The sequence below is a fragment of the Agromyces sp. NPDC056389 genome, assembly GCF_042262385.1.
Taxonomy (GTDB): domain Bacteria; phylum Actinomycetota; class Actinomycetes; order Actinomycetales; family Microbacteriaceae; genus Agromyces.
The window spans coordinates 1,215,856-1,236,786 of sequence record NZ_JBHJPN010000001.1; the positions used below are offsets into that span (position 1 = coordinate 1,215,856).

Annotated in this window: 20 protein-coding genes; 7 read left to right on the top strand and 13 right to left on the bottom strand. The window is 71.4% G+C overall.

The annotated features are described in order from the left end of the window. Positions 1 to 23: 23 nt before the first annotated feature. The 5 genes from ACFCVM_RS05660 to ACFCVM_RS05680 form a co-directional block, all read right to left on the bottom strand. Complete coding sequence (locus tag ACFCVM_RS05660; protein WP_375834934.1) at positions 24 to 206, bottom strand: YegP family protein; 183 nt, start codon at positions 204 to 206, stop codon at positions 24 to 26. A gap of 166 nt (positions 207 to 372) precedes the next feature. After that, a complete protein-coding gene (locus ACFCVM_RS05665; RefSeq protein WP_375834937.1) occupies positions 373 to 1,413 on the bottom strand; it encodes an LLM class F420-dependent oxidoreductase in 1,041 nt (346 codons plus the stop codon). Between the two features lie 101 nt (positions 1,414 to 1,514). Beyond that, positions 1,515 to 2,393 carry an anti-sigma factor domain-containing protein gene (locus ACFCVM_RS05670; protein ID WP_375834939.1) on the bottom strand — a complete coding sequence of 293 codons (879 nt, stop codon included), beginning with the start codon at positions 2,391 to 2,393 and terminating at the stop codon, positions 1,515 to 1,517. Then, positions 2,390 to 3,055, bottom strand: a complete 666-nt coding sequence (gene sigK, locus ACFCVM_RS05675) for an ECF RNA polymerase sigma factor SigK (RefSeq protein WP_375834941.1) — start codon at positions 3,053 to 3,055, stop codon at positions 2,390 to 2,392. Before sigK ends, ACFCVM_RS05670 begins: the two co-directional genes overlap by 4 nt. Then, positions 3,052 to 4,767 carry a cytochrome c biogenesis protein DipZ gene (locus tag ACFCVM_RS05680; protein ID WP_375834944.1) on the bottom strand — a complete coding sequence of 572 codons (1,716 nt, stop codon included), beginning with the start codon at positions 4,765 to 4,767 and terminating at the stop codon, positions 3,052 to 3,054. Before ACFCVM_RS05680 ends, sigK begins: the two co-directional genes overlap by 4 nt. Positions 4,768 to 4,921: 154 nt before the next feature. Here ACFCVM_RS05680 and ACFCVM_RS05685 point away from each other — a divergent pair, with 154 nt between their 5' ends. Both ACFCVM_RS05685 and ACFCVM_RS05690 read left to right on the top strand, forming a co-directional pair. Beyond that, positions 4,922 to 5,590 (top strand): fasciclin domain-containing protein, encoded by a 669-nt coding sequence (locus tag ACFCVM_RS05685; protein WP_375834947.1) that lies wholly within the window; start codon positions 4,922 to 4,924, stop codon positions 5,588 to 5,590. A 155-nt stretch (positions 5,591 to 5,745) separates the two neighbouring features. After that, positions 5,746 to 6,924: a MarP family serine protease gene (locus ACFCVM_RS05690; protein ID WP_375834949.1), complete on the top strand. Its 1,179-nt coding sequence runs from the start codon at positions 5,746 to 5,748 to the stop codon at positions 6,922 to 6,924. A gap of 27 nt (positions 6,925 to 6,951) precedes the next feature. On the opposite strand, the gene ACFCVM_RS05695 is transcribed toward ACFCVM_RS05690, so the two are convergent. Together ACFCVM_RS05695 and ACFCVM_RS05700 are read right to left on the bottom strand one after the other, a co-directional pair. After that, entirely contained in the window at positions 6,952 to 7,884 is a 933-nt protein-coding gene (locus tag ACFCVM_RS05695) for an aldose 1-epimerase family protein (RefSeq protein WP_375834951.1), read from the bottom strand. Continuing rightward, entirely contained in the window at positions 7,881 to 8,726 is an 846-nt protein-coding gene (locus tag ACFCVM_RS05700; RefSeq protein WP_375834954.1) for a DeoR/GlpR family DNA-binding transcription regulator, read from the bottom strand. The genes ACFCVM_RS05695 and ACFCVM_RS05700 overlap by 4 nt, the downstream gene beginning before the upstream one ends. Before the next feature lie 139 nt (positions 8,727 to 8,865). On the opposite strand from ACFCVM_RS05700, the gene galT reads away from it, so the two are divergent. Both galT and galK read left to right on the top strand, forming a co-directional pair. Then, complete coding sequence (gene galT, locus ACFCVM_RS05705) at positions 8,866 to 9,972, top strand: galactose-1-phosphate uridylyltransferase (protein ID WP_375836665.1); 1,107 nt, start codon at positions 8,866 to 8,868, stop codon at positions 9,970 to 9,972. Next, positions 9,969 to 11,153: a galactokinase gene (gene galK / locus ACFCVM_RS05710; protein ID WP_375834956.1), complete on the top strand. Its 1,185-nt coding sequence runs from the start codon at positions 9,969 to 9,971 to the stop codon at positions 11,151 to 11,153. The genes galT and galK overlap by 4 nt, the downstream gene beginning before the upstream one ends. Positions 11,154 to 11,183: 30 nt before the next feature. On the opposite strand, the gene ACFCVM_RS05715 is transcribed toward galK, so the two are convergent. Next, complete coding sequence (locus tag ACFCVM_RS05715) at positions 11,184 to 11,675, bottom strand: YbaK/EbsC family protein (RefSeq protein WP_375834958.1); 492 nt, start codon at positions 11,673 to 11,675, stop codon at positions 11,184 to 11,186. 88 nt (positions 11,676 to 11,763) lie between these two features. Between ACFCVM_RS05715 and ACFCVM_RS05720 the strand changes: the two genes are divergently transcribed. Together ACFCVM_RS05720 and ACFCVM_RS05725 are read left to right on the top strand one after the other, a co-directional pair. Further along, positions 11,764 to 13,080: an APC family permease gene (locus tag ACFCVM_RS05720; protein WP_375834960.1), complete on the top strand. Its 1,317-nt coding sequence runs from the start codon at positions 11,764 to 11,766 to the stop codon at positions 13,078 to 13,080. Between the two features lie 9 nt (positions 13,081 to 13,089). Then, positions 13,090 to 13,626: a gamma carbonic anhydrase family protein gene (locus ACFCVM_RS05725; RefSeq protein WP_375834962.1), complete on the top strand. Its 537-nt coding sequence runs from the start codon at positions 13,090 to 13,092 to the stop codon at positions 13,624 to 13,626. Positions 13,627 to 13,751: 125 nt separating this feature from the next. Here ACFCVM_RS05725 and ACFCVM_RS05730 read toward each other — a convergent pair whose 3' ends face one another. The 3 genes from ACFCVM_RS05730 to ACFCVM_RS05740 are packed head-to-tail and all read right to left on the bottom strand — an operon-like array spanning position 13,752 to position 17,393. After that, entirely contained in the window at positions 13,752 to 15,080 is a 1,329-nt protein-coding gene (locus ACFCVM_RS05730; protein ID WP_375834964.1) for a DUF6716 putative glycosyltransferase, read from the bottom strand. Next, complete coding sequence (locus ACFCVM_RS05735) at positions 15,077 to 15,952, bottom strand: N-acetylneuraminate synthase family protein (RefSeq protein ID WP_375834966.1); 876 nt, start codon at positions 15,950 to 15,952, stop codon at positions 15,077 to 15,079. Before ACFCVM_RS05735 ends, ACFCVM_RS05730 begins: the two co-directional genes overlap by 4 nt. 10 nt (positions 15,953 to 15,962) lie before the next feature. Further along, a complete protein-coding gene (locus ACFCVM_RS05740; RefSeq protein WP_375834968.1) occupies positions 15,963 to 17,393 on the bottom strand; it encodes a cytidylyltransferase domain-containing protein in 1,431 nt (476 codons plus the stop codon). 211 nt (positions 17,394 to 17,604) lie between these two features. Here ACFCVM_RS05740 and ACFCVM_RS05745 point away from each other — a divergent pair, with 211 nt between their 5' ends. Continuing rightward, complete coding sequence (locus tag ACFCVM_RS05745) at positions 17,605 to 18,687, top strand: type I restriction enzyme HsdR N-terminal domain-containing protein (RefSeq protein ID WP_375834970.1); 1,083 nt, start codon at positions 17,605 to 17,607, stop codon at positions 18,685 to 18,687. A 70-nt stretch (positions 18,688 to 18,757) separates the two neighbouring features. Here the strand turns inward: ACFCVM_RS05745 and ACFCVM_RS05750 are convergent, their stop codons facing one another. Both ACFCVM_RS05750 and glyA read right to left on the bottom strand, forming a co-directional pair. Next, positions 18,758 to 19,642, bottom strand: coding sequence for a bifunctional methylenetetrahydrofolate dehydrogenase/methenyltetrahydrofolate cyclohydrolase (locus tag ACFCVM_RS05750; RefSeq protein ID WP_375834973.1), 885 nt, complete (start codon positions 19,640 to 19,642; stop codon positions 18,758 to 18,760). 8 nt (positions 19,643 to 19,650) lie between these two features. Beyond that, entirely contained in the window at positions 19,651 to 20,925 is a 1,275-nt protein-coding gene (gene glyA / locus ACFCVM_RS05755) for a serine hydroxymethyltransferase (RefSeq protein ID WP_375834975.1), read from the bottom strand. Positions 20,926 to 20,931: the final 6 nt, after the last annotated feature.

A 20,931-nucleotide genomic window follows, 5' to 3' on the forward strand; every position in this document is an offset into this window, starting at 1 on the left:
CACCGCCTCGGCGGGCGCTCGAACTACGCGGTCTGGTCGACGATGGGTGCGTCGGGGGCGTTGGTGCGCACCGACTCGATGCCGTTCTGCGCGGCCGCCTTCGTCGTGTAGGCCTCGGATGCCGCGACCGTCTGGCCGTTGCCGGCCTTCAGTCGGAACCTGAACTGTCCGCTCGCATCCTCGTAGAGCTCGAACGTTCCCGCCATGGCGGCTCCTCCCCAGGTGTCCCTTGCGCCCGCTTCATCGCGGGCACGATCTCACGCTAGCCCCGTACCCGGCCCGGGCGCCAGAGGCAGACGCGACTTCACCGGGATTGTTCGCAGCCGCGACATCCGCTCATCGACCGATCGAAGCGGATGCCGCGGCGCGAGGTCAGCCGACGATCGAGCGCAGCCCGGCCATGAGCGCGACCCGCTCTGCGGAGTTGCGGGCGAGCGGGGTCACGGCGAGGGTCGTCACGCCGGCCTCGGCGAATGCCGCGACCCGCTCGGCGACGTGACCGGCCGGGCCGATGAGCGAGATCGCGCTCACGAGTTCGTCGGGCACCGCCGCGATCGCCTCCTCTTTGCGCCCCTCGAGGTAGAGGTCCTGGATGTGCGCGGCCTCGGCCTCGAAGCCGTAGCTCGAGATGAGCTCGTTGTAGAAGTTCTTGCCGCGGGCGCCCATGCCCCCGATGTAGAGCGCGAGCTGCGGCTTCACGAGCGGCAGCACCTGCTCGGGGTGGTCGGTGATCGCGAACGCCGGGCTCGCGAAGATGTCGAGCGATGCGAGCTCGGGGGCGCGCTTGACGGCGCCCGCGGCGAGCGCGTCGCTCCACACGCCGGCCGCCCGCTCGGGGTGGAAGAACATCGGCAGCCAGCCGTCGGCGATCTCCGCGGTCTGCTCGACCGACTTCTGGCCGAGGGAGGCGATCGTGATCGGGATGCGCTCGCGCACGGGGTGGTTGATGAGCTTCAGCGGCTTGCCGAGCCCCGTGCCCTCCCCCGCGGGCAGCGGGATCCTGTAGCGGCGACCGTCGTGCACGACCGGCTCGCGGCGCCAGACCATGCGGCAGATGTCGACGAGTTCGCGCGTGCGGCCGAGCGGTGCGTCGTAGGGCACGCCGTGGAATCCCTCGATCACCTGCGGGCCGGATGCCCCGATGCCGAGCTCGAACCGGCCGTCCGAGACGAAGTCGAGACCGGCCGCGGTCATCGCCGTGAGGGTTGGCGTGCGCGTGTAGAGCTGCAGGATGCCGGAGGCGAGGGTGATCGTCGACGTGCGGGCCGCCAGGAAGCCGAGCTGACTCACGGCGTCGAACGAGTACGCCTCGGGCACGGCGATGAGGTCGACGCCTGCGCGCTCGAGCTCGACGACCTCGTCGGCGACCTCCCGGAAGCCGCCCGCGTAATTCAGGAACATGCCGACGCGCATCCGTCACTCCTCATCGTGTGCTGGGCCCGGCCGTTCGGCCACGGGCACTCAGACCCTAACCGAGAGGCAGTGGCGCTGCGGCATCCGTTGTCGCAGGTCGACTATGTGGGGATGACGACGATCGGTTCGGTCGTGGGTTGCGGCGAACCGCCCGCGGGCTCGACGGTGACGCCGACGGCGACACCCGGCGCGAAGTCGCCGTCGAGCACACGCCAGGTCTCGTCGCCCTGCACGTCGAAGGTGCCCGCCGACTGCGCGCCCGCATCGTCGATGTACCAGAGCTCGTAGGTCGAGTCGGCGCCGACATCGGGCAGCCCCTCGACGACGACGCCCGAGCGGCCCTGCTCGGCCGACCAGTACAGCGTGACGGCGCCGCCGTCCTCGAGTTCGTGCGTCGACGACTCCACATCGGGCGCCTCGGCGATCGCCGCCATCTCGCGCTGCGCGCCCCAGCCGTTGGGTCCGGTCCATCCGATTCCGATGATCGCTCCGGCGATGAGCACGATGGATGCCGCAGCTGCCGCGATGATCGCCCCCGGACGCTGGAACCAGCGGCGCCGCGCGGCATGCTCGGCCGGGCCGGGTTCGCGCGGCGCGGCCGGCGCCGCCGCGGGAACAGCGGGCGCCGGGGTCTCCGGAAGCTGCTGCGGCGGTGCAACGGACGCCGCGGGCGCCAGAGCGTCCGGACGCTGCTGCGGCAGGCCGTCGAGCTGCGCCATGAGCCGGGACTTCAGGTCGGGCGGCGGCTCGACGGGCGCGGCCGCGCCGGCGAGCAGTGCCGCCGTCTCGGCGAACCCGTCGGCGTCGCCCCGCAACTCGGGGTCGTCGGCGAGCGCACGTTCGACGGCCTCCCGCTCGTCGGCATCGACCGCGTCGAGCGCGTACGCGGCGACGGCGTCGCGGAGCGCGTCGAGCTCGTCGGGCGCGGACTCGTCGCGAATCCCGTCGTGCTCATCGCGTGGCTCGTTCGGCTCGCTCATGTCGTCACCCCCAATGCGGTTCGCAATCTGATCATCCCGTCTCGCAATCGGGTCTTGACCGTACCGAGGGGCACCTCGAGGCGGTCGGCGATCTCAGTCTGCGTGAGCCCGCCGTAGTAGGCCAGCGAAACACACTCGCGTTGCAGTTCGCTGAGTGCGTCGAGCGCGTCGACCACCCGTTCGTGCTCGACCCTGATCTCGACCGCTTCGGCGACCGTGTCGACGGGCACGTCGAGGTCGCGCACCCCGATGCGGAGGTCGCGATCGCGCGCCGCCTGGGACGCCCGGATGCGGTCGACCGCACGGCGATGCGCGAGGGTGAACATCCAGGCGAGGGCGCCGCCGCGGGCCGCGTCGAATCTCGGGGCGGTCTGCCAGATCTCCAGGTACACGTCCTGCGTCACCTCCTCGGCCTGCGCCGGGTCGACCACGAGCCGGCGCACGAGGCCGAAGACCCGCGCCGACGTCTGGTCGTAGAGCGCGCCGAAGGCGTCCCGGTCGCCCGTGCCGACGCGCGTGAGCAGTTGCTCGGCGGTCGGATCGGGCACCGGCGCAGTGAGGTCACTGTCGCGGTCGGCCACGCGCCCCAGCTTGCCAGATCGGGTGCCGGTCGTCGTGCGGGCCGCGACGGCGGCGCGCTGCAGTGCGATGACATGGTTCATCCGAATGTGAAGGAGTAGGCGTCGACACCGGGGCTCACGGTGACGATGATGGTTCCGGATGTCGCGGCATCCGTCTTCACGAGCTCGTACGACCTCGGCACGCCGCTGACGGCGATCTCGCGCCGCTGCCCGCCGTCGTCGACGACGACGATCGTGCCCTCGCCGCCGAGCACCATCCGCACCTCGCGCGCGGTGTAGTCGAGCCGCACCCGCGCATCGCCCGTCGACGGGGCGATCGACTGCGTGTCGAGCGCCCACGCGCCGTCGAGGGCGAAGGAGTCTGCAGCGAGCTGCTTCGGGAAGACGAAGTCCGTCGTCGCCCGGCGATACGGCTCGCCGCCGGCGAAGTTCACCTGCTTCGTCGTGCCGAGGAAGCTCTCGGGCGTCGTGGAACCGGCCTCGGGGGTGTCGTCGGCCTGCTCGGTGACGGGCGGCAGCACGACCTCGGAGTCGGCGTCCTGCAGCAGTTCGCGGATGAGGCCCTCGGTCGCGGCGTAGTTGCCCTCGCCGAACGAGATGTGGCGCACGACCCCGTCGGCGTCGATCAGGTAGTGCGCGGGCCAGTAGCGGTTGCGATAGTTCGTCCACGTCGCGAGCGAGTTGTCGAGGCCGACGGGGTAGTCGATGCCGAAGTCGGCGATGCCCGCCTCGACGTTGCGCGGTTCCTTCTCGAAGGCGTACTCGGGCGAGTGGATGCCGACGACGGAGAGCCCGGCGTCGCGGTAGGCGCCGTCCCAGGCGACGACGTGCGGGATGGAGCGCTGGCAGTTGATGCACGAGTACGCCCAGAAGTCGACGAGCACGACTCGACCGCGGAGCCCGGCGAGGCTCACCGGCGCCCCGCCGTCGGTGTTGAACCACTGGTCGATGCCCCTGATCGACGGTGCCGTGCCGCACGACTCGAGGTCGGCGGCGCCGTTCGTGCACTGGTCGAGCTCGTCGTTCTCGTCGTTCACGAGCCCCCCGAGGTCGAGCGCACGCGTGACCTCCTCGGAATCGGCGAGCTCCTGCTGGAACGCGCTCGTGTAGTCGGGCACGAGCCGCTGCAGCAGTTGGGGAAGGTTGAAGACCAGCCCCACGGCGAGCGCGATCATCACGACGCCGCCCGTGATGCGGATGCCGCGCTGATGCGTGCGGAAGGTCCTGACCCGTTCGGCGACCCGTCGCCCGGCGAGGGCGAAGACGAGGAGCGGCAGCGCGGCGCCCACCGCGAACGACACGGTCAGAACGACGGTCTCGACCCCGATGCGGCCCGTCGACCCCGCGACGGTGATCGCCGCGAGCACCGGCCCCGCGCACGGCACGTAGACGGCGCCGAGGGCGAGGCCGAGCGGGAACCCGCCCTGCTCGGTGCCGACGTTCCTCCTCGGGATCCACGAGAACGGCTTCTCGAGCAGCTCTTCGAAGCGGGGCACGATGAGGCCGATGCCGATGAGCACGAGCACGACGATGCCCGCCCACCGCAGCACGTCCTGCGGCAGTCCGAGCAGCGCCAGCAGGAGCGAGCCGACGAGGGTGAAGACGCTGAAGCTCACCACGAGCCCCGCGATGACGAGGTACGGTCGCCAGCGCCCGGCCGCCGGGGCATCCGCCGTGCCTCTCGCACTCTGCGCCCCGCCCGACAGGAAGATGACCGGCAGCACCGGGAGGATGCAGGGCGAGATACCGGTGATGAGGCCTCCGAGGAGGCCGATGAGGGCGAGGGTGATCACGGGGTCCTGCTTTCTCGGGTCGCCGGTGGTTCGGCGCGGAGGCCGGATCCGATTGGTCGGGGCGAAGCCGGGGCCGACCAATCCGATCGGCCGCGGGCGCCGAACCCCTCGCAACGACCCGCTCCGCGGTCGCCATTCACGAAGGAGTCGACCGATGCGTTCCACGAACCGCAGCACCCGCACCGCCCTCGCCGCGTTCTCGATCACGGCTGTCGCCGCGCTCGGGCTCGCCGGCTGCAGCATGGGCGGCAGCGCCGCCGAGAGCGACGAACCCGCGATGTCGTCGGAGGAGACCCAGCCGAGCGAAGAGGCGATGACAGCAGACCCCGCAGCCGATCTCGTCGGCCCGGGCTGCGCCGCCTACGCCGACGCCGTGCCCGACGGCCCCGGTTCCGTCGTCGGGATGTCCACCGACCCGGTGGCCGTCGCCGCCTCGAACAACCCGCTGCTGACGACGCTCGTCGCCGCGGTCTCCGGCCAGCTGAACCCCGAGGTCGACCTCGTCGGCACCCTGAACGGCGACGAGTTCACCGTCTTCGCCCCGGTCGACGAGGCGTTCGCCAAGATCGACGCGGCGACGATCGAGTCGCTGAAGACCGATTCGGCGACCCTCTCGAAGATCCTCACGTACCACGTGGTGCCCGGTCAGCTCTCGCCCGACGAGGTCGTCGGCATGCAGACGACCGTCGAGGGCGGCACGGTCGAGGTGACCGGCTCCGGCGACGACCTGAAGGTCAACGACGCTGCGGTCGTCTGCGGCGGCGTGCACACCGCGAACGCGACGGTCTATCTCATCGACTCGGTGCTGATGCCGACGATGTAGGAGCGCCGAGCACGACCGAACGGCTCCGTCGACCCGACGACGGGGCCGTTCCCGGTCTGCATCACGGCGTTCCCCGCGTCACCGTCTGCGCGCCTTCAGCACTCTCGAAGACGGATGCCGCAGGCTGGAGTTCCCCCGGCCTCGAAGGGAGCCCCGTGGTCTGGAGCATCCTGCTCGACGTCGCCCTCGTGCTCGTCTTCATCGGCGCGATCGTGAACGGCTGGCGCGCCGGGCTCCTGCGCACCGCCGCCGGTCTCGTCGGCCTCGTCGCCGCGGGAATCGCCGCCTACTTCGTCATGCCGTGGATCGCCGGCATCGTGCCGTGGCCCGAGTGGCGGGCACCCGCCGCGATCGCCGCGGCCATCGCGCTGCTCTGTCTCGGCACCTGGCTCGGCGCCGTGGTCGGCCGGCTCCTCAGCCGCGGCGTGCGCGCGGTCAAGCTCGGAGTGCTCGACCGCATCCTCGGCGCCCTCGGCAACCTGCTCGTCACCGCCTTCGTCGTCGCACTCGTGGCCTCGGGCGTCTCGGCCATGGGCGTGCCCGTGCTCTCCCCGGCGATCGCCGGGTCACGCGTGCTGCAGGGACTCGACGCCGTCACACCGGCGCCCACGCGCACGTTGCTCGCCGAGATCCGCACGGCCGCCCTCGGCGAGGGCCTGCCCTGGCTCGTCGACGTGCTCGGCGGGCCGACCGAGGCACCGGCCCTGCCGACGTTCGACGTCGACGACCCGGAGCTCGCCGTCGCCGCGGCATCCGTCGTGCGCGTCACCGGCAGCGCCTTCCAGTGCGGTTCGACGCTCTCGGGCAGCGGCTTCGTCGTCGCCCCCGACCGCATCGTGACGAACGCGCACGTCGTCGCCGGGGTGACCGAGCCGATCGTCGAGGCCCCGGGCCAGCCCGCCGTGCCCGGCCGGGTGGTGTCGTACGACCCCGAGAACGACCTCGCGCTGATCGCGGTCGACGGCCTCGCGACCCCGCCGCTCGCCCTCTCGACTCCGTCGCTCGGGCAGGAGGTCGCCGTGGCCGGCTACCCCTTCGGCGGCCCGTTTGAACTGCGGCCGGCGAACGTCATGTCGAGCGGGCCGCTGACCATTCGGACCGACGGCAGCACCGCCACGCGCGACATCGTGACGCTCGCCGCCGATGTCGACCACGGCAACTCGGGCGGCCCGGTGCTGACCGGCGACGGCGAGGTCGCCGCCGTCGTCTTCGCGAAGTCGGAGACGGTCGACAACGTGGGCTTCGCCATCCCGACGTCGACGCTCTCGCCGCTCGCGAGTGCCGCGCCGGGACTCGACACGACGGTCGACTCCGGGTCGTGCGTCGTCGGATGACCGGCGTCCGTCAGGCCGGCGTCGCCGCTACTCCGCCGTGAACCCCTCGAAGCGGATGCCCCATGAGATCTGCCATTCCTCGCCCGGGTCGAGCCAGCGCAGGCCGCGTCCGGAGTTGAAGGCCTCGGCCGGCGCGGTCATGGGCTCGATCGCGATCGCGACGTCGCCCTCTTCGCCCGGGAAGCGGGTCGTGGTGTAGACCTGCACGTACTCGAACACCGAGTCCGCCCAGACCGAGACGGTGCGGCCGTCGGGCGCGGTGAGCGTGTGCAGCACCTGCCCGTCTTCGCTCGCGATCTCGCCGAATGCATCGTCGAGCGAGACGTCGCCGACGCGGCGACCCTCGCGGAAGTCCCACTCGGTGCCGTCGATGGGCACCTCGCCGGTCGGCAGCAGCCGCTCGTCGGCCTCGATGTGGCTTGCAGCGTCGAGGCGCAGCACGAGGTCGACCGTCGGCACGCCGCCGATCTTCAGGTAGGGGTGGGTGCCGATCGCGACGGGAGCGGGGTCGGCGCCGAGGTTCTCGACGTAGTGCGTGACCCGCAGTCCGTCGGAGACCAGCTCGTAGTGCACGGCCGTGCCGAGCAGGAACGGGTAGCCGAGTTGCGGGTACACGGTCGCCGAGAGCGTGACGGAGTCGCGTTCGCGCGAGATCGGCTTGTACTCGGTGTTGCGGAGGAGCCCGTGGATGGCGTTGTTCTTCGCCGGCTCCGAGATCGCGAGCTGGTGGTCGACGCCGTCGTGGCTCCAGCGACCGTCGCGGATGCGGTTCGGCCACGGCACGAGCACGATGCCGGCTCCCATGGGCGGCGTCTGGTCTTCTGCGAACGGCGGCACCAGGTCGATGCCGTTGATGCTGAGGGTGCGGATGCCTGCGGCGACGGCGGTGATGGTCGCGCGGATGTCGCCGCTCGACGTCGTCGTCTCGAGCACGAACTGCTCGCCCGTGGGAAGGGTCATGGATCCACTCTAGGGTCTCGGGCGAAGTGCACGGCGAGCCCGGCATCGAGGAGCTCGGCGACGATCGGCGACGGGGCGGCGGCATCCGTGACGAGCCCGTCGAAGGCGTCGACCGGGGCGATGCGGCCGAGGTGCACCTCGCCGAGCTTCGACGCGTCGGCGACGACGATCGAGCGCGCGGCCGAGCGCATCATGAGCGCCTTGACCGCGGCCTCGGGCAGGTTCGCGTTCGTGACGCCGTGCGCGGCATCGACTCCGTTGCCGCCGATGAAGGCGAGGTCGACGTGCACCTCGTCGAGCATCGAGCCGGCGAGCGGATGCACCAGGGAGTGCTGCTTCGGCCGCAGCGTGCCGCCGGTCACGACGACGGTGAAGCGCGGGATCTCGGGTTCGAGCTCGAGGGCGATCGAGAGTCCGTTCGTGAAGACGACGACGTCTTCGAGCTCGGCGCGGGCGCGGAGCGCGCGGGCGACCTGCAGGGTCGTGGTGCCCACGTCGAGGATGATGCTCTGCCCGCTCCGCACGAACGACGCCGCGAGCGAACCGATCAGGCGCTTGGGCTCGACGGATGCCTCGAGCGCCTCCTCGAAGCTCGGTTCGCGTTCGGGGCGATCGACGGCGAGCGGCGACGAGACCGGCACCGCGCCGCCGTGCACGCGACGGATGCCGCCCTGCCGCTCGAGCGCGTCGAGGTCGGCGCGTGCGGTGACGGTCGTGACGCCGAAGGCGCGCGAGAGCTCGGCGACGCGCACGAACCCCCGCTCGGCGACGAGGGCGAGGGCGAGCTCCCGTCGCCGCGGTGCGTCGAGCGGCGCGTTCGCGGACGCGGCATCGAGGGACATACCGGAATCATGCGCGCTCGACGGCGACTTTGCAATACGAAACGCGTTTGTTTGCAAAACGAAAGTCGCGTAGGGTGTGCGCGTGACCGACTCGAACGACGTCGCCGGCGCGGCATCCGCTGCCCCTGTCGACCCGCGCATCACCGTGACCTCAACCCTGCTCGCCGACGGCCGCGAGCTCATCTACTTCGACGACGCCGACTCGACGCTGCCCGCAGCGCGCGCGATCGACGAGCGAGTGCTCGACCCGCGGCCCGCGAATGCGCAGATGCGGCAGGATCCACTGACCGGAGAGTGGATCTCGATCGCCGCAGCGCGTCAGAACCGCGTCTTCCTTCCGCCCGCCGATCTCGACCCCCTCGCCCCGCAGCGGCCCGGCAACCCGTCGGAGATCCCGAGCACCTACGACGTCGCCGTCTTCGAGAACCGCTCGCCGTCGTTCGGCCCCGCGCTGGCCGACCCCGATGATTCGAACGCCGACACCCTCGCAGCGCTCCGCCGTGTCGGGCTCGAGCGCACGCTCCCCTCGATCGGCCGATGCGAGGTCGTCTGCTTCAGCCCGGAGCACGAGGGCTCCTTCGGCACCCAGACCGCCTCCCGCGCGCGCACCGTCATCGAGGCGTGGGCGCAGCGCACCGCCGCGCTCTCGGCCATGCCCGGCGTGCAGCAGGTCTTTCCTTTCGAGAACCGCGGCGAGGCGATCGGCGTCACGCTCGGCCACCCGCACGGCCAGATCTACTCGTACCCGTACGTGACGCCGCGCACCGAGCGGCTGCTCGCCTCGATCGACGCGTACGGGCCGACGCTCTTCGCCGACGTGCTCGAGCGCGAACGCGGCGGCCCCCGAGTCGTGCTCTCGGGCGAGCACTGGACGGCGTACGTGCCGTTCGCCGCGCGCTGGCCGATCGAGGTGCACCTGCTCCCCCACCGTCACGTGCCCGACCTCGCGGAGACCACCCTCGCCGAACGCGACGAGCTCGCGACGCTCTACCTGCGGCTGCTGCGCGGCGTCGACCTGCTCTACGACACCCCGACGCCGTACATCGCCGCGTGGCACCAGGCGCCGGTGCACGAGCGCCGGGACGAGGTGCGGCTCATGCTCCAGCTCACGAGCCCGCGCCGCGGCGCCGACAAGCTGAAGTTCCTCGCCGGCTCCGAGGCGGCGATGGGAGCATGGATCGGCGACGTCACCCCGGAATCCCAGGCTGAGGCGCTGCGCGCCGTGATCGGAAAGACTGAAGCATGAGCGAGACGACGAACGGCGCATCGGAGCGCATCACGGCGACCGCGGAGCACGGGTTCGCCGAATGGTACGGCAGGCGCCCTGCGGGCGTCTGGTCGGCACCGGGGCGGGTCAACCTCATCGGGGAGCACACCGACTACAACGACGGATTCGTCTTCCCGTTCGCGATCGACCGGCGCACGGCGGTGGCTCTCGGCGACCGCGACGACCGCGTCATCCGCGTCGCCTCGGCGTTCTCGCCCGAGGCGGTCACGATCCACCTCGACGAGCTCACCCCCGACGCGGTGAGCGGCTGGGCCGCCTACCCCCTCGGCGTGGCCTGGGCGCTCGGCGAGTTCGGCGCCGAGCTCGCCGGCGTTCGCGGCGTCGACCTCTACGTCGCCTCCGAGGTGCCGATCGGCGCAGGGCTCTCGTCGTCGGCCGCGATCGAATGCGCCGTCGCGCTCGCCCTCGACGAGCACTGGGGCCTCGGGCTCGACCGCCCCACGCTCGCGAAGGTCGGCCGACTCGCCGAGAACCGTGCCGTCGGTGCACCGACCGGCATCATGGACCAGTCGGCGTCACTCCTCGGCGAAGCCGACGCCGGTGTCTTCCTCGACTGCCGCAGCCTCGACTCCGAGGTCATCCCGCTCGGCTTCCGGGCCGACGGGCTCTCGGTGCTCGTGATCGACACGCGCGTCGAGCACGCGCACGCCTCGGGCGGGTACGCCGCACGTCGTGCCTCGTGCGAGGCCGGCGCTGCCGCCCTCGGGGTCGAGTCGCTCCGCGACATCCGCGTCGACGACCTCGATCGCGCCGCCGAGCTGCTCGACGACGAGACGTTCCGCCGCGTGCGCCACGTGGTGACCGAGAACCAGCGCGTGCTCGACACCGTGCGCGCCCTGCGCGAGCACGGACCGGGTGCGATCGGTCCGTTCCTCGACGCCTCGCACGTCTCGATGCGCGACGACTTCGAGATCTCGGTGCCCGAACTCGACCTCGCCGTCGAGACCGCGCAGGCGACGGGTGCGATCGGCGCCCGCATGACGGGCGGCGGCTTCGGCGGCGCGGCGATCGCGCTGATGGTCGACGCGCTCGTTCCCGTCGTGACCCGCGAGGTGCTCGCGGTGTTCGCCGAGCGCGGCTACCGTGAGCCGGCGATCTTCACGGTGCAGGCCGACGCAGGCGCTCACCGCGTCGCCTGAGGCTCGGCGCGCCCGATCGGGCGCGCCGGATCACCGCGACGCGGCCGGCGGTTCGACCGCGCTCGGCGTGCCGCCCGTGATGCGCACGAGCTCGTCGAACGACGTCGGGAAGACCGTCTTCGCGTGGCCCGCGGCCGCCCAGACGGCCGGGTAGTCGGCGAGCTGCACGTCGACGACCGTGCGCACCGGCGCGGGATGACCGAGCGGTGCGACCCCGCCGATCACCTGGCCGGTCGCCTCCTTCACCGTCTCCTTCGAGGCGCGACGGATGACGCCGCCGAGCTGGCGCCCGAGCCACTCCGTGTCGACCCGGTGCGACCCCGACGTCAGCACCAGGATCGGCTCGTCGTCGATCGTGAAGACGAGTGAGTTCGCGATCTGGCCGACCTCGACGCCGAGCGCCTCCGCAGCGAGCGGAGCGGTCGTGACGGCATCGTCGAACCAGACGATCTCGGGGGCGAGCCCGTGCCCGGCGAGGGCGCTGGCGACTCGGTCGACGGCGGCGTGCGATGGCGATGGCATGCCGAAGATCCTAGCGACCGCGGCCGGCCGGCCTCGCCGGTTCCCGGGCGGCTTCCCGCTCGTCACCTCGATGGCCTAGTGTGCGAGCGTGGATCAGCCCTCCCTCGCCCGCCGCCTCGGCCTCCGGCAGGCGGTCGCGATCGGCCTCGCCGCGATGATCGGCGCCGGCGTCTTCGCGGTGTTCGCCCCCGCCGCGCAGGCAGCGGGGGCCGGGCTCATGATCGGGCTCGCGATCGCGGCGTTCGTGGCGCTCGCCAACGCGGGCTCGACGGCGCAGCTCGCCGCACGGTACCCGGAGTCGGGCGGGGCCTACCGATACGGCCGCGAGCGCCTCGGCGAGTGGCCGGGATTCCTCGCCGGCTGGAGCTTCGTCATCGGCAAGACGGCGAGTTGCGCCGCCATGGCCATGACCTTCGCCGCCTACCTCGCGCCGCCCGACTGGCAGCGGCCGCTCGCGATCGTCGCCGTCATCGCGATCGCCGCCGTCGACCTCCGGGGCATCACCCGCACTGCACGCGTGGCGACCGTCGTCGTGATCGGGGTGCTCGTGGTGCTCGCGCTCGTCGTCGCGGCGGGCGCGACCGCGACGTTCGGCGGCGGCACCGGCGGCGCCTCGGCCGGCGCGTCGCCCCTGCTCGCGCCGACGGACGACCAGGGCTGGCTCGGCATCCTGCAGTCGGCGGGACTGCTGTTCTTCGCATTCGCCGGTTACGCGCGCATCGCGACGCTCGGTGAGGAGGTCCGCGAGCCCTCGCGCACGATCCCCCGGGCGATCGGCATCGCGTTCGCCGTCGCCGTGCTCGTCTACGCCGCCGTCGGCGCCGCAGCACTCGGCGCACTCGGGCCGGCGGGGCTCGCGGCATCCGTCGCCCCGCTCGTCGACGTCGTCGAGAACGCCGGATGGGGTTGGGCCGCACCGCTCGTGCGCCTCGGTGCCGCGGTGGCGGCACTGGGGGCGCTGCTCGCCCTCCTCGCGGGCATCGGTCGCACCGCCCTCGCGATGGCGCGCGACGACGAGCTGCCCCGACCGCTCGCCCGGGTGCATCCGCGGTTCCGGGTGCCGCACGTCGCCGAGGTCGCCGTCGCCGTCGTCGTCATCGCGCTCGTCGCGACCGTCGACCTGCGCGGCGCGATCGGCTTCTCCTCGTTCGGCGTGCTGCTGTACTACCTCGTCGCGAACCTCGCGGCGATCAGCCAGCCGCGATCGGAACGGCGCGTGCCGAGGGCGCTCTCGGCGGCAGGGGCGGTCGGATGCCTCGTGCTCGTCGTGACGCTTCCGCCGGTCTCGATCGGCGCGGGCGTCGCGGTGCTCGCGCTCGGTGTCGTCTACCGCCTCATCGCCCGGGCCGCTCGCTCCGCGAGACTCCGACGCGGGCTCGGCGGGCCGCCCGACGGGCACGCGTAGGCTGTGCGCATGTCCGCAGATCCCTCGGCTCGAATCCTGACCATCGCCGGCATCGCCGCACCCGCCCTCGACGAGACGGCCTTCGTGGCCGCCGGAGCGGTGATCGTCGGCGACGTGCGCCTCGCAGCGGGATCGAGCGTCTGGTACAACGCGGTGCTCCGCGCCGAGGCCGAGCCGATCAGCATCGGCGAGGGCTCGAACCTGCAGGACACGGTCGTCTGCCACGTCGACGCGGGCTACCCGCTCCAGGTCGGTCGCGGCGTCTCGGTGGGGCACGGCGCGGTACTGCACGGCTGCACCGTCGGGGACCACTGCCTCGTCGGCATGAATGCGACCGTGCTGAACGGCGCCGTCATCGGAGCCGGTTCGCTCGTGGCCGCGGGTGCCGTGGTGCTCGAGGGCACGGTCGTGCCGCCCGGCTCCCTCGTCGCGGGGGTTCCCGCCAAGGTGCGTCGCGAGCTCAGCGACATCGAGCGCGCCGGCATCCAGCGCAATGCCGCCGCGTACCTCATGCACGTCGACGAGCACTCGGCGCCCGTCGACTGAGCCGCGGGCGCCACCGCCGCCGTCGTGATCGCCGGTCTGAGAGCAGGATGACGCGCCGAGACGGCTCCCGCTCCAGGCACGGGGTGCGCCGGCTTCGGCACGCGCTGCCGGTCTCCGTGCGCCGATCAGGCTTCGACGACGCCTCCGCGGGCCGCCAGCACGCGCTTCCGAACCCTGCGGGCGCGGCGCAGGAGCCACCGTGCGGGAAGCGCGACGGCCATCGAGACGACACCCACGACCGATCGGTCGTGCGTCCCCAGCATCCGCTTGCGCTCGAACGCGCGTCGCAGCGCCCCGCCGGTGAGGTTGTGCGTCCGCGTCCGCACGCCGAGCCGCCCCGCCGCGCGCTGCTCGAGGAGCGGGGTGAGCAGGGTGTCCCAGTCGTCGTGTCCCCTGCCGTGGAAGTAGTCGTCGGCGAGCCAGTCCGCGTTCGGCCGACGGAGCTCCCAGGCGGCGAGGGCACCGGCCCCGCCGAACAGGCCGCTGCCCTCGAAGACCGTGTTGATGAGCTTCGGCGTCACCCCGAACTCGTCGACGAGCAGCACGGGGAGCCCGGCGGCGACGGCCTCGAGCACGGCGGTCGAACTCACGGTCACGAGGCCGGCCGCGCGGGCGAGGTGCGCCGCCATCGGCCCGTCCTCGACGACGAGGTTCGGGGGAAGCGTGCCGCCGAGTTCGCGGCGCACCTCGGCGTCGTCGAGGAGCTCGGCGTAGTCGAACGCCTCGGCGTGCGTCTGCGCCTCGCCGCGCCGCGCGCGCACCTTGACGACGACCCGCCGATGCGGGTGCCGCCGGGCCGCGGCGGCGAGCCAGCCGAGCAGGCGCACGCGGTCCTCGCGCTCGGCGGGCACCTTGGCCTGCGCGGCGAAGACGAGGTCGGTGCGATGCGGGTCGGCCGCGACATCCGTCACCACGTCATCGGGCAGGAACGGGAGGGTCGCGAGGCCGAACTCGATCGCCACCCCGAGATGCTCGGCGTTGGCGCGGAACTCGCGCACCTCGCGGCGGCTGTGCAGCACGATGAGGTCGACCTGCTCGCGGTAGACGATCGCCTTCGGCTCCGCCGGGATCGTGAGACCCGGGAAGCCGCTCACGAGCACCGGACGATCCGGCCGGCGCCCGATGATCGGCGCGACGACGCGCACCAGCGGGCCGCGCAGTGCGAGCAGCACGACATCGGGTCGGGTGCGCGCGAGCCGCTCCCCCAGTCCATCGAGGTCGACGGTCTCGACCGAGCCGGCGGTGAATCCCGATCCGGCGAGCGCGGCCCGCAACTGCCGGGGGCTCGGCTGCACCGGCGTCCGCAGCACGACGAGGTCGAGGCGCCACGATTCCGGGAACCCGCGGGCGAACGCCGCGCCCCATTTCACGTAGGAGTCCGAGTCGGCGACCACGAGCAGGCGACCGGAGGGGCCGAGCCCCGGCGGCGCGCCGGCGGGTGCTCCGTCGCTCACAGCGCGGGAACCCGGCGCAGCTTCGCCCGCGGCGCCTCCTCGCCGGGGAACACGCGCTTGACGCCGTCGCCCATCGCCTCGCCGATCACGCGGATGTCGCGCACGAGGTGCTCGAAGCCGGTCGGCTCGAGCGAGGCCGCCTGGTCGGAGCCCCACATCGCACGGTCGAGCGTGATGTGGCGCTCGACGGCGACGGCGCCGAGGGTCACCGCGGCGAGCGAGATCTGGAGGCCGCGCTCGTGGCCCGAGTACCCGATCGGCACGCCCGGGTAGCGCCCGCGGAGCGTCTCGATCGTGCGGAGGTTCGCCTCCTCGGGCGGCATGGGGTAGCTCGAGGTCGCATGCAGCATCACGAGGCGGTCGGTGCCGAGCGCCTCGACGGCACGGTCGATCTCGTCGAGCGTCGACATGCCCGTCGAGAGGATCACGGGCTTGCCGGTGCGCGCGATCGCGTCGAGCAGCGCGAGGTCGGTGACCGAGGCCGAGGCGACCTTGTGCGCGACCACGTCGAGTCCCTCGAGGAACTCGACCGACGGCACGTCCCACGGCGACGCGAACCAGTCGATGCCGGCGCGCAGCGCGTAGCTGGCGATCTCGAGGTACTCGGGCTCGCCGAACTCCACGCGGCGCCGGTAGTCGAGATAGCTCATCGTGCCCCACGGCGTCTCGCGCGGCACGTCGCGCATGTGCTCGGGGGTCGCGATCTCGGGGGTGCGCTTCTGGAACTTCACGGCCTGCGCACCCGCCTCGACCGCGACGTCGATGAGGCGCTTCGCGATCTCGACGTCGCCGTTGTGGTTCAGGCCGATCTCGCCGATGACGTAGACCGGGTACTCGCTGCCGACGACCGATCGGCCGATGCGCACAGACATGTTCGCTCCCTCATTCAGGATCGCGCGATGGCGCGGGATCGGGGTCTTCGGTCGCCTCGGCGGAGTCGCGCGCGGCGAGGATCAGGTCGGCCAGTTCGCGGACGGCTCCGTGGCCGCCGGCGCTGGTGAGCACGTGGCGCGCCGCGGCGAGCGCCTCGGCCGCGGCATCCGGCACGGCGACGGGCCACCCGACCAGTTCGAGGGCGGGCAGGTCGCCCCGGTCGTTGCCGAGGTAGGCGATGCGATCGAGGCGGATGCCGCGTCGCTCAGCCCACTCGCGCAGCACCGAGCCCTTCTCGCCCACACCCTGCGCGCACTCGACGCCGAGCTTCTCGGCCCGACGCCCGACGACCGGGTTCTGCTCGGCCGACAGGATCAGCACGGGGATGCCGGCCTTCCGCAGCCGCGCGATGCCGGCACCGTCGCTGCGGCTCACGCGCACGGACTCGCGGCCGAGCTGGTCGACCATGACGGTGTCGTCGGTGTGCACGCCGTCGAAGTCGGTCACGAGGGCGTCGACGTCGATGCGCGGGCCGTGCGCGCCGGGCGTCGAGCCAGGCGGGGCGGATGCTGCGAGCCCGCGATCGACGTGCGCTGCGAGTGCTCTCGCCCGTTCGAGGTCGGCGAGCTCGTCGATCTCGATGGCGTGGTCGGCGTCGACCGGCTGGATGCCGATGCGCCCGAAGAAGCGGTGCTCTGCCGAACGGAACCCCTCGGTGGCGAAGACGTAGAACGCCCCGGTCTCGAGGTACTCGGGCTCTCGCTCCTGACGGCGGAGCCGGCGGTTCGCCGCGTGGTTCACCCCGATCGCGGAGTCCGCGTCGGCGTCGTCGCGCCAGAGGAACACGTGCGTCGCCGCGCCGGAGAAGACGACATCGCGCTCGCCCGAAGCGACGCGGCCGATCGCCGCGTCGAGGTCGGCCGGGTCGATGAAGGGCGAGGTGGCCTGGATGAAGACCGTGACGGGGCGTTCGTCGCCCTGACGGAGTCCCTCACCGCCTTCGCGGCGCTGATCCGGTGCGGGCGACCCTGACGCATCGCGCAGTTCGAGGTGCTCGAGGGCGTGCAGCAGCGCCGCCTCGCTCGAAGCGGTGGAGCCTGAGAGCTCCGCCGGCCGGTCGACGATCTCCGCCCCCGCAGCGCGAGCGGCATCGGCGATCTCCGGGTCGTCGGTCGAGACGACGACGCGGTCGATGCGCCCCGCGGCGAGCGCGGCGCGCACCGCCCGGGCGATGAGCGGCACTCCGCCGACCCGCGCGAGGTTCTTGCCCGGCAGGCCGACCGAGCCGCCGCGGGCCGGGATGATCGCGGTGGCCCGCGCGGTCTCACGCGCGGATGCGGCATCCGCTCGGCCCGCCGCGCGACGGCTCAGCCGCGTCGCCGACACGGGCGCCGGCGGGACAGCCACGCGCGACGCATTGACGAGTTCGACATTGGCCATGGCGAGAAGCTACGCGCGACGAGCAGCCGACTGGTGCACGGTCGGTGAACGAACGGCGACCATCGGGTCGACATCGGATGCATGCCTGATTGCTCGGCTTCATCGGACGCTTGTCCCTCGAAATAGGGGTAGCAAGCGACGTTGCGCACTCTGCCAGCCGCCATGCGTCTCGATAGAGTCACGAGTTGGACTTCAAACTGAAAGGCAAAGAATGGACTTTGCGGATTCCCTGACAGCCCTTGCACAAAAGGTGACCAATCAGCGCGATGCCATCCTCACCGAGGAGGCGACGAAGAACGCGTTCGTCATGCCGTTCATCTCGACGGTGCTCGGCTACGACGTGTTCGATCCCATCGAAGTGGTTCCGGAATTTACCGCTGATGTGGGGATCAAGCGTGGCGAGAAGATCGACTACGCCATCATGCGGGACAGCGAAGTCCAGATGCTGATCGAATGCAAGAGTTCCACCGCCCCACTCAAGGTTGAGCACGCGTCGCAACTCTTCCGCTACTTCGCGGTGACAAACGCCCGTGTCGCCGTTCTCACGAACGGTCAGGTCTATCACTTCTTCACGGACCTCGACGCCCCCAATCGCATGGACGAGAAGCCCTTCCTCGTGCTCGACCTGCTCGATATCGATGAAACCTTGATCGAAGAGATCAAGAAATTGACCAAGGACGCCTTCGACCTGGACTCGATCATCAGTGCCGCAGGCGAGCTGAAGTACATCGGGCAACTCAAGCGCACGATCGCTGAGCAGTTCCGTGCTCCGAGCGACGACTGGACGCGGTTCTTCATCGGCAAGGTCTACGACGGTTCCATCACCCAGAAGGTCCGCGAACAGTTCGCGCCGCTCGTGGTCAAGGCTTCCGCTCAGTTCCTCAACGATCAGGTCAACGATCGGCTGAAGGCGGCGCTTCGGGGCGGCGGCTACAGCGAGAACGACGAGGCGGCCGTGACAAGCCGAGAAGTCGCGGAGGAAGATCTCGATCGCGACACCGAGATCGAGACGACGCTTGAAGAGTTGGAGGCCTACCAGATCGTCAAAGCGATCGCCTGCAGCGAGGTGAAACCACAACGCGTCACCCAGCGTGACTCCAAGTCGTATTTCGCAATCCTTCTCGATGACAACAATCGAAAGCCGATCGCACGTCTCCACTTCAACTCGAGGAAGCAGAAGTACCTCGGGCTCATGGACGCGGACAAGGTCGAGACGCGGCATCCCATTAGCGGCCCCGACGACATCTATCAGTTCGCCGGCGAGATCCGCGAAGCGGTGAATCGCTACATGTGAAAACGGCGGATGCCGCAGGCGTGAGCCTGCGGCATCCACTCAAGCCGAGCTTGCGCGACCGGAAGACCGACTAGCGGTGCAGGCGCTGCTCCGCGGCCTTGACGACGTTGGCGAGCAGCATCGCGCGGGTCATGGGACCGACGCCGCCGGGGTTCGGCGACAGGTGCCCGGCGACCTCCGCGACGCCGGGATCGACGTCGCCCGTCAGCTTGCCCTTGCCCGTGTCCTCGTCTTGGACCCGCGTGATGCCGACGTCGAGCACCGCGGCGCCGGGCTTGATCCAGTCGGCCTGCACGAGGTGCGGAACCCCGACGGCGGCCACGACGATGTCGGCGCGACGCACCTCCGCCGCGAGATCTTCAGTGCGCGAGTGCGTGAGCGTGACCGTGGCGTCGAGTCCCTTGCGGGTGAACAGCAGCCCGAGCGGGCGGCCGACGGTGAGGCCCCGGCCGATCACGGTGACGTGACGCCCGCGGATCGGCACGTCGTAGCGACGCAGCATCTCGACGATGCCGGCCGGCGTGCACGGCAGCGGCGACTGCAGCTCGCCCTCGATGCCGAGCACGAGACGGCCGAGATTCGTCGGGTGCAGCCCATCGGCGTCCTTGTCGGGGTCGATGAGCTCGAGCATCGCGTTCTCGTCGTGACCGGCAGGCAGCGGGAGCTGCACGATGTAGCCGGTGACCTCGGAGGCGGCGTTCAGGTCGCGGATCGCGGCGCGCACGTCGGCCGTGGTGGCCGAGGCGGGCAGGTCGATGCGGATCGACTCGATGCCCACCTCGGCGCAGTCGCGGTGCTTGCCCGCGACGTACGACCGCGATCCCGGGTCGTCGCCCACGAGGAGCGTGCCGAGACCCGGCACGACGCCATGCGCCTTGAGCAGCTGGATGCGCGAGGCGAGTTCGGTCTTGACGGCCGTCGCGGTGGCGACGCCGTCGAGCGTGATCGCGGTCATTGCTCTCCCTACTGCGCGAGGCCCGGGTACAGCGGGAACGCCGCCGTGAGGGCCTCGACGCGCGAACGGAGCGACGCGACATCCGCTTCGCCCTGGAGCGCGAGCGCGATGATGTCGGCGACCTCGGTGAACTCGGCGTCGCCGAAGCCGCGGGTCGCGAGCGCGGGCGTGCCGATGCGGAGGCCGGAGGTGACCATCGGCGGGCGCGGGTCGAACGGCACCGAGTTGCGGTTCACGGTGATGAGCGCCGCGTGCAGGAGGTCTTCGGCCTGCTGGCCGTCGATCTTCGAATTGCGGAGGTCGGCGAGCACGAGGTGCACGTCGGTGCCGCCCGTGAGCACGTCGACGCCCGCCGCACGCGAGTCGTCGGCCGTGAGGCGGGCCGCGAGGATCTGCGCGCCGCGGATGGTGCGCTCCTGACGGTTCTTGAACTCCTCGGATGCTGCGATCTTGAACGCCGTCGCCTTGGCCGCGATGACGTGCATGAGCGGGCCGCCCTGCTGGCCCGGGAAGACGTTGGAGTTGAGCTTCTTCGCGAGCTCCATGTCGCGCGAGACGATGAAGCCCGAGCGGGGGCCGCCGATCGTCTTGTGCACGGTCGACGAGACGACGTCGGCGTAGGGAACGGGGCTCGGGTGCAGGCCCGCGGCGACGAGGCCGGCGAAGTGCGCCATGTCGACCCAGAGCTTCGCACCGACCTCGTCGGCGATCGCGCGGAACGCGGCGAAGTCGAGGTGACGGGGGTAGGCGCTCCAGCCGGCGATGATGACCTGCGGCTTGTGCTCGAGAGCCTTGTCGCGCACGACGTTCATGTCGACGAGGAAGGTCTCGGGGTCGACGCCGTACGAGACGGCGTTGTAGAGCTTGCCCGAGAAGTTCAGCTTCATGCCGTGCGTGAGGTGACCGCCGTGCGCGAGCTCGAGTCCGAGGATGGTGTCGCCCGGGGAGGCGATCGCGGAGAGCACCGCGGCGTTGGCGGTGGCGCCCGAGTGGGGCTGCACGTTGGCGTACTCGGCGCCGAAGAGCGACTTCGCCCGCTCGATCGCGAGCGACTCGGCGACGTCGACGTACTCGCAGCCGCCGTAGTAGCGGCGACCGGGGTAGCCCTCGGCGTACTTGTTGGTGAGAACGCTGCCCTGCGACTGCAGCACGGAGACGGGAACGAAGTTCTCGCTCGCGATCATCTCGAGGTAGTCGCGCTGGCGACCGAGTTCGAGCTCGAGAACTTCGGCGATCTCGGGGTCGACTTCGGAAAGCGGCGCATTGAAAACGGACTCGGCCAAGACTGG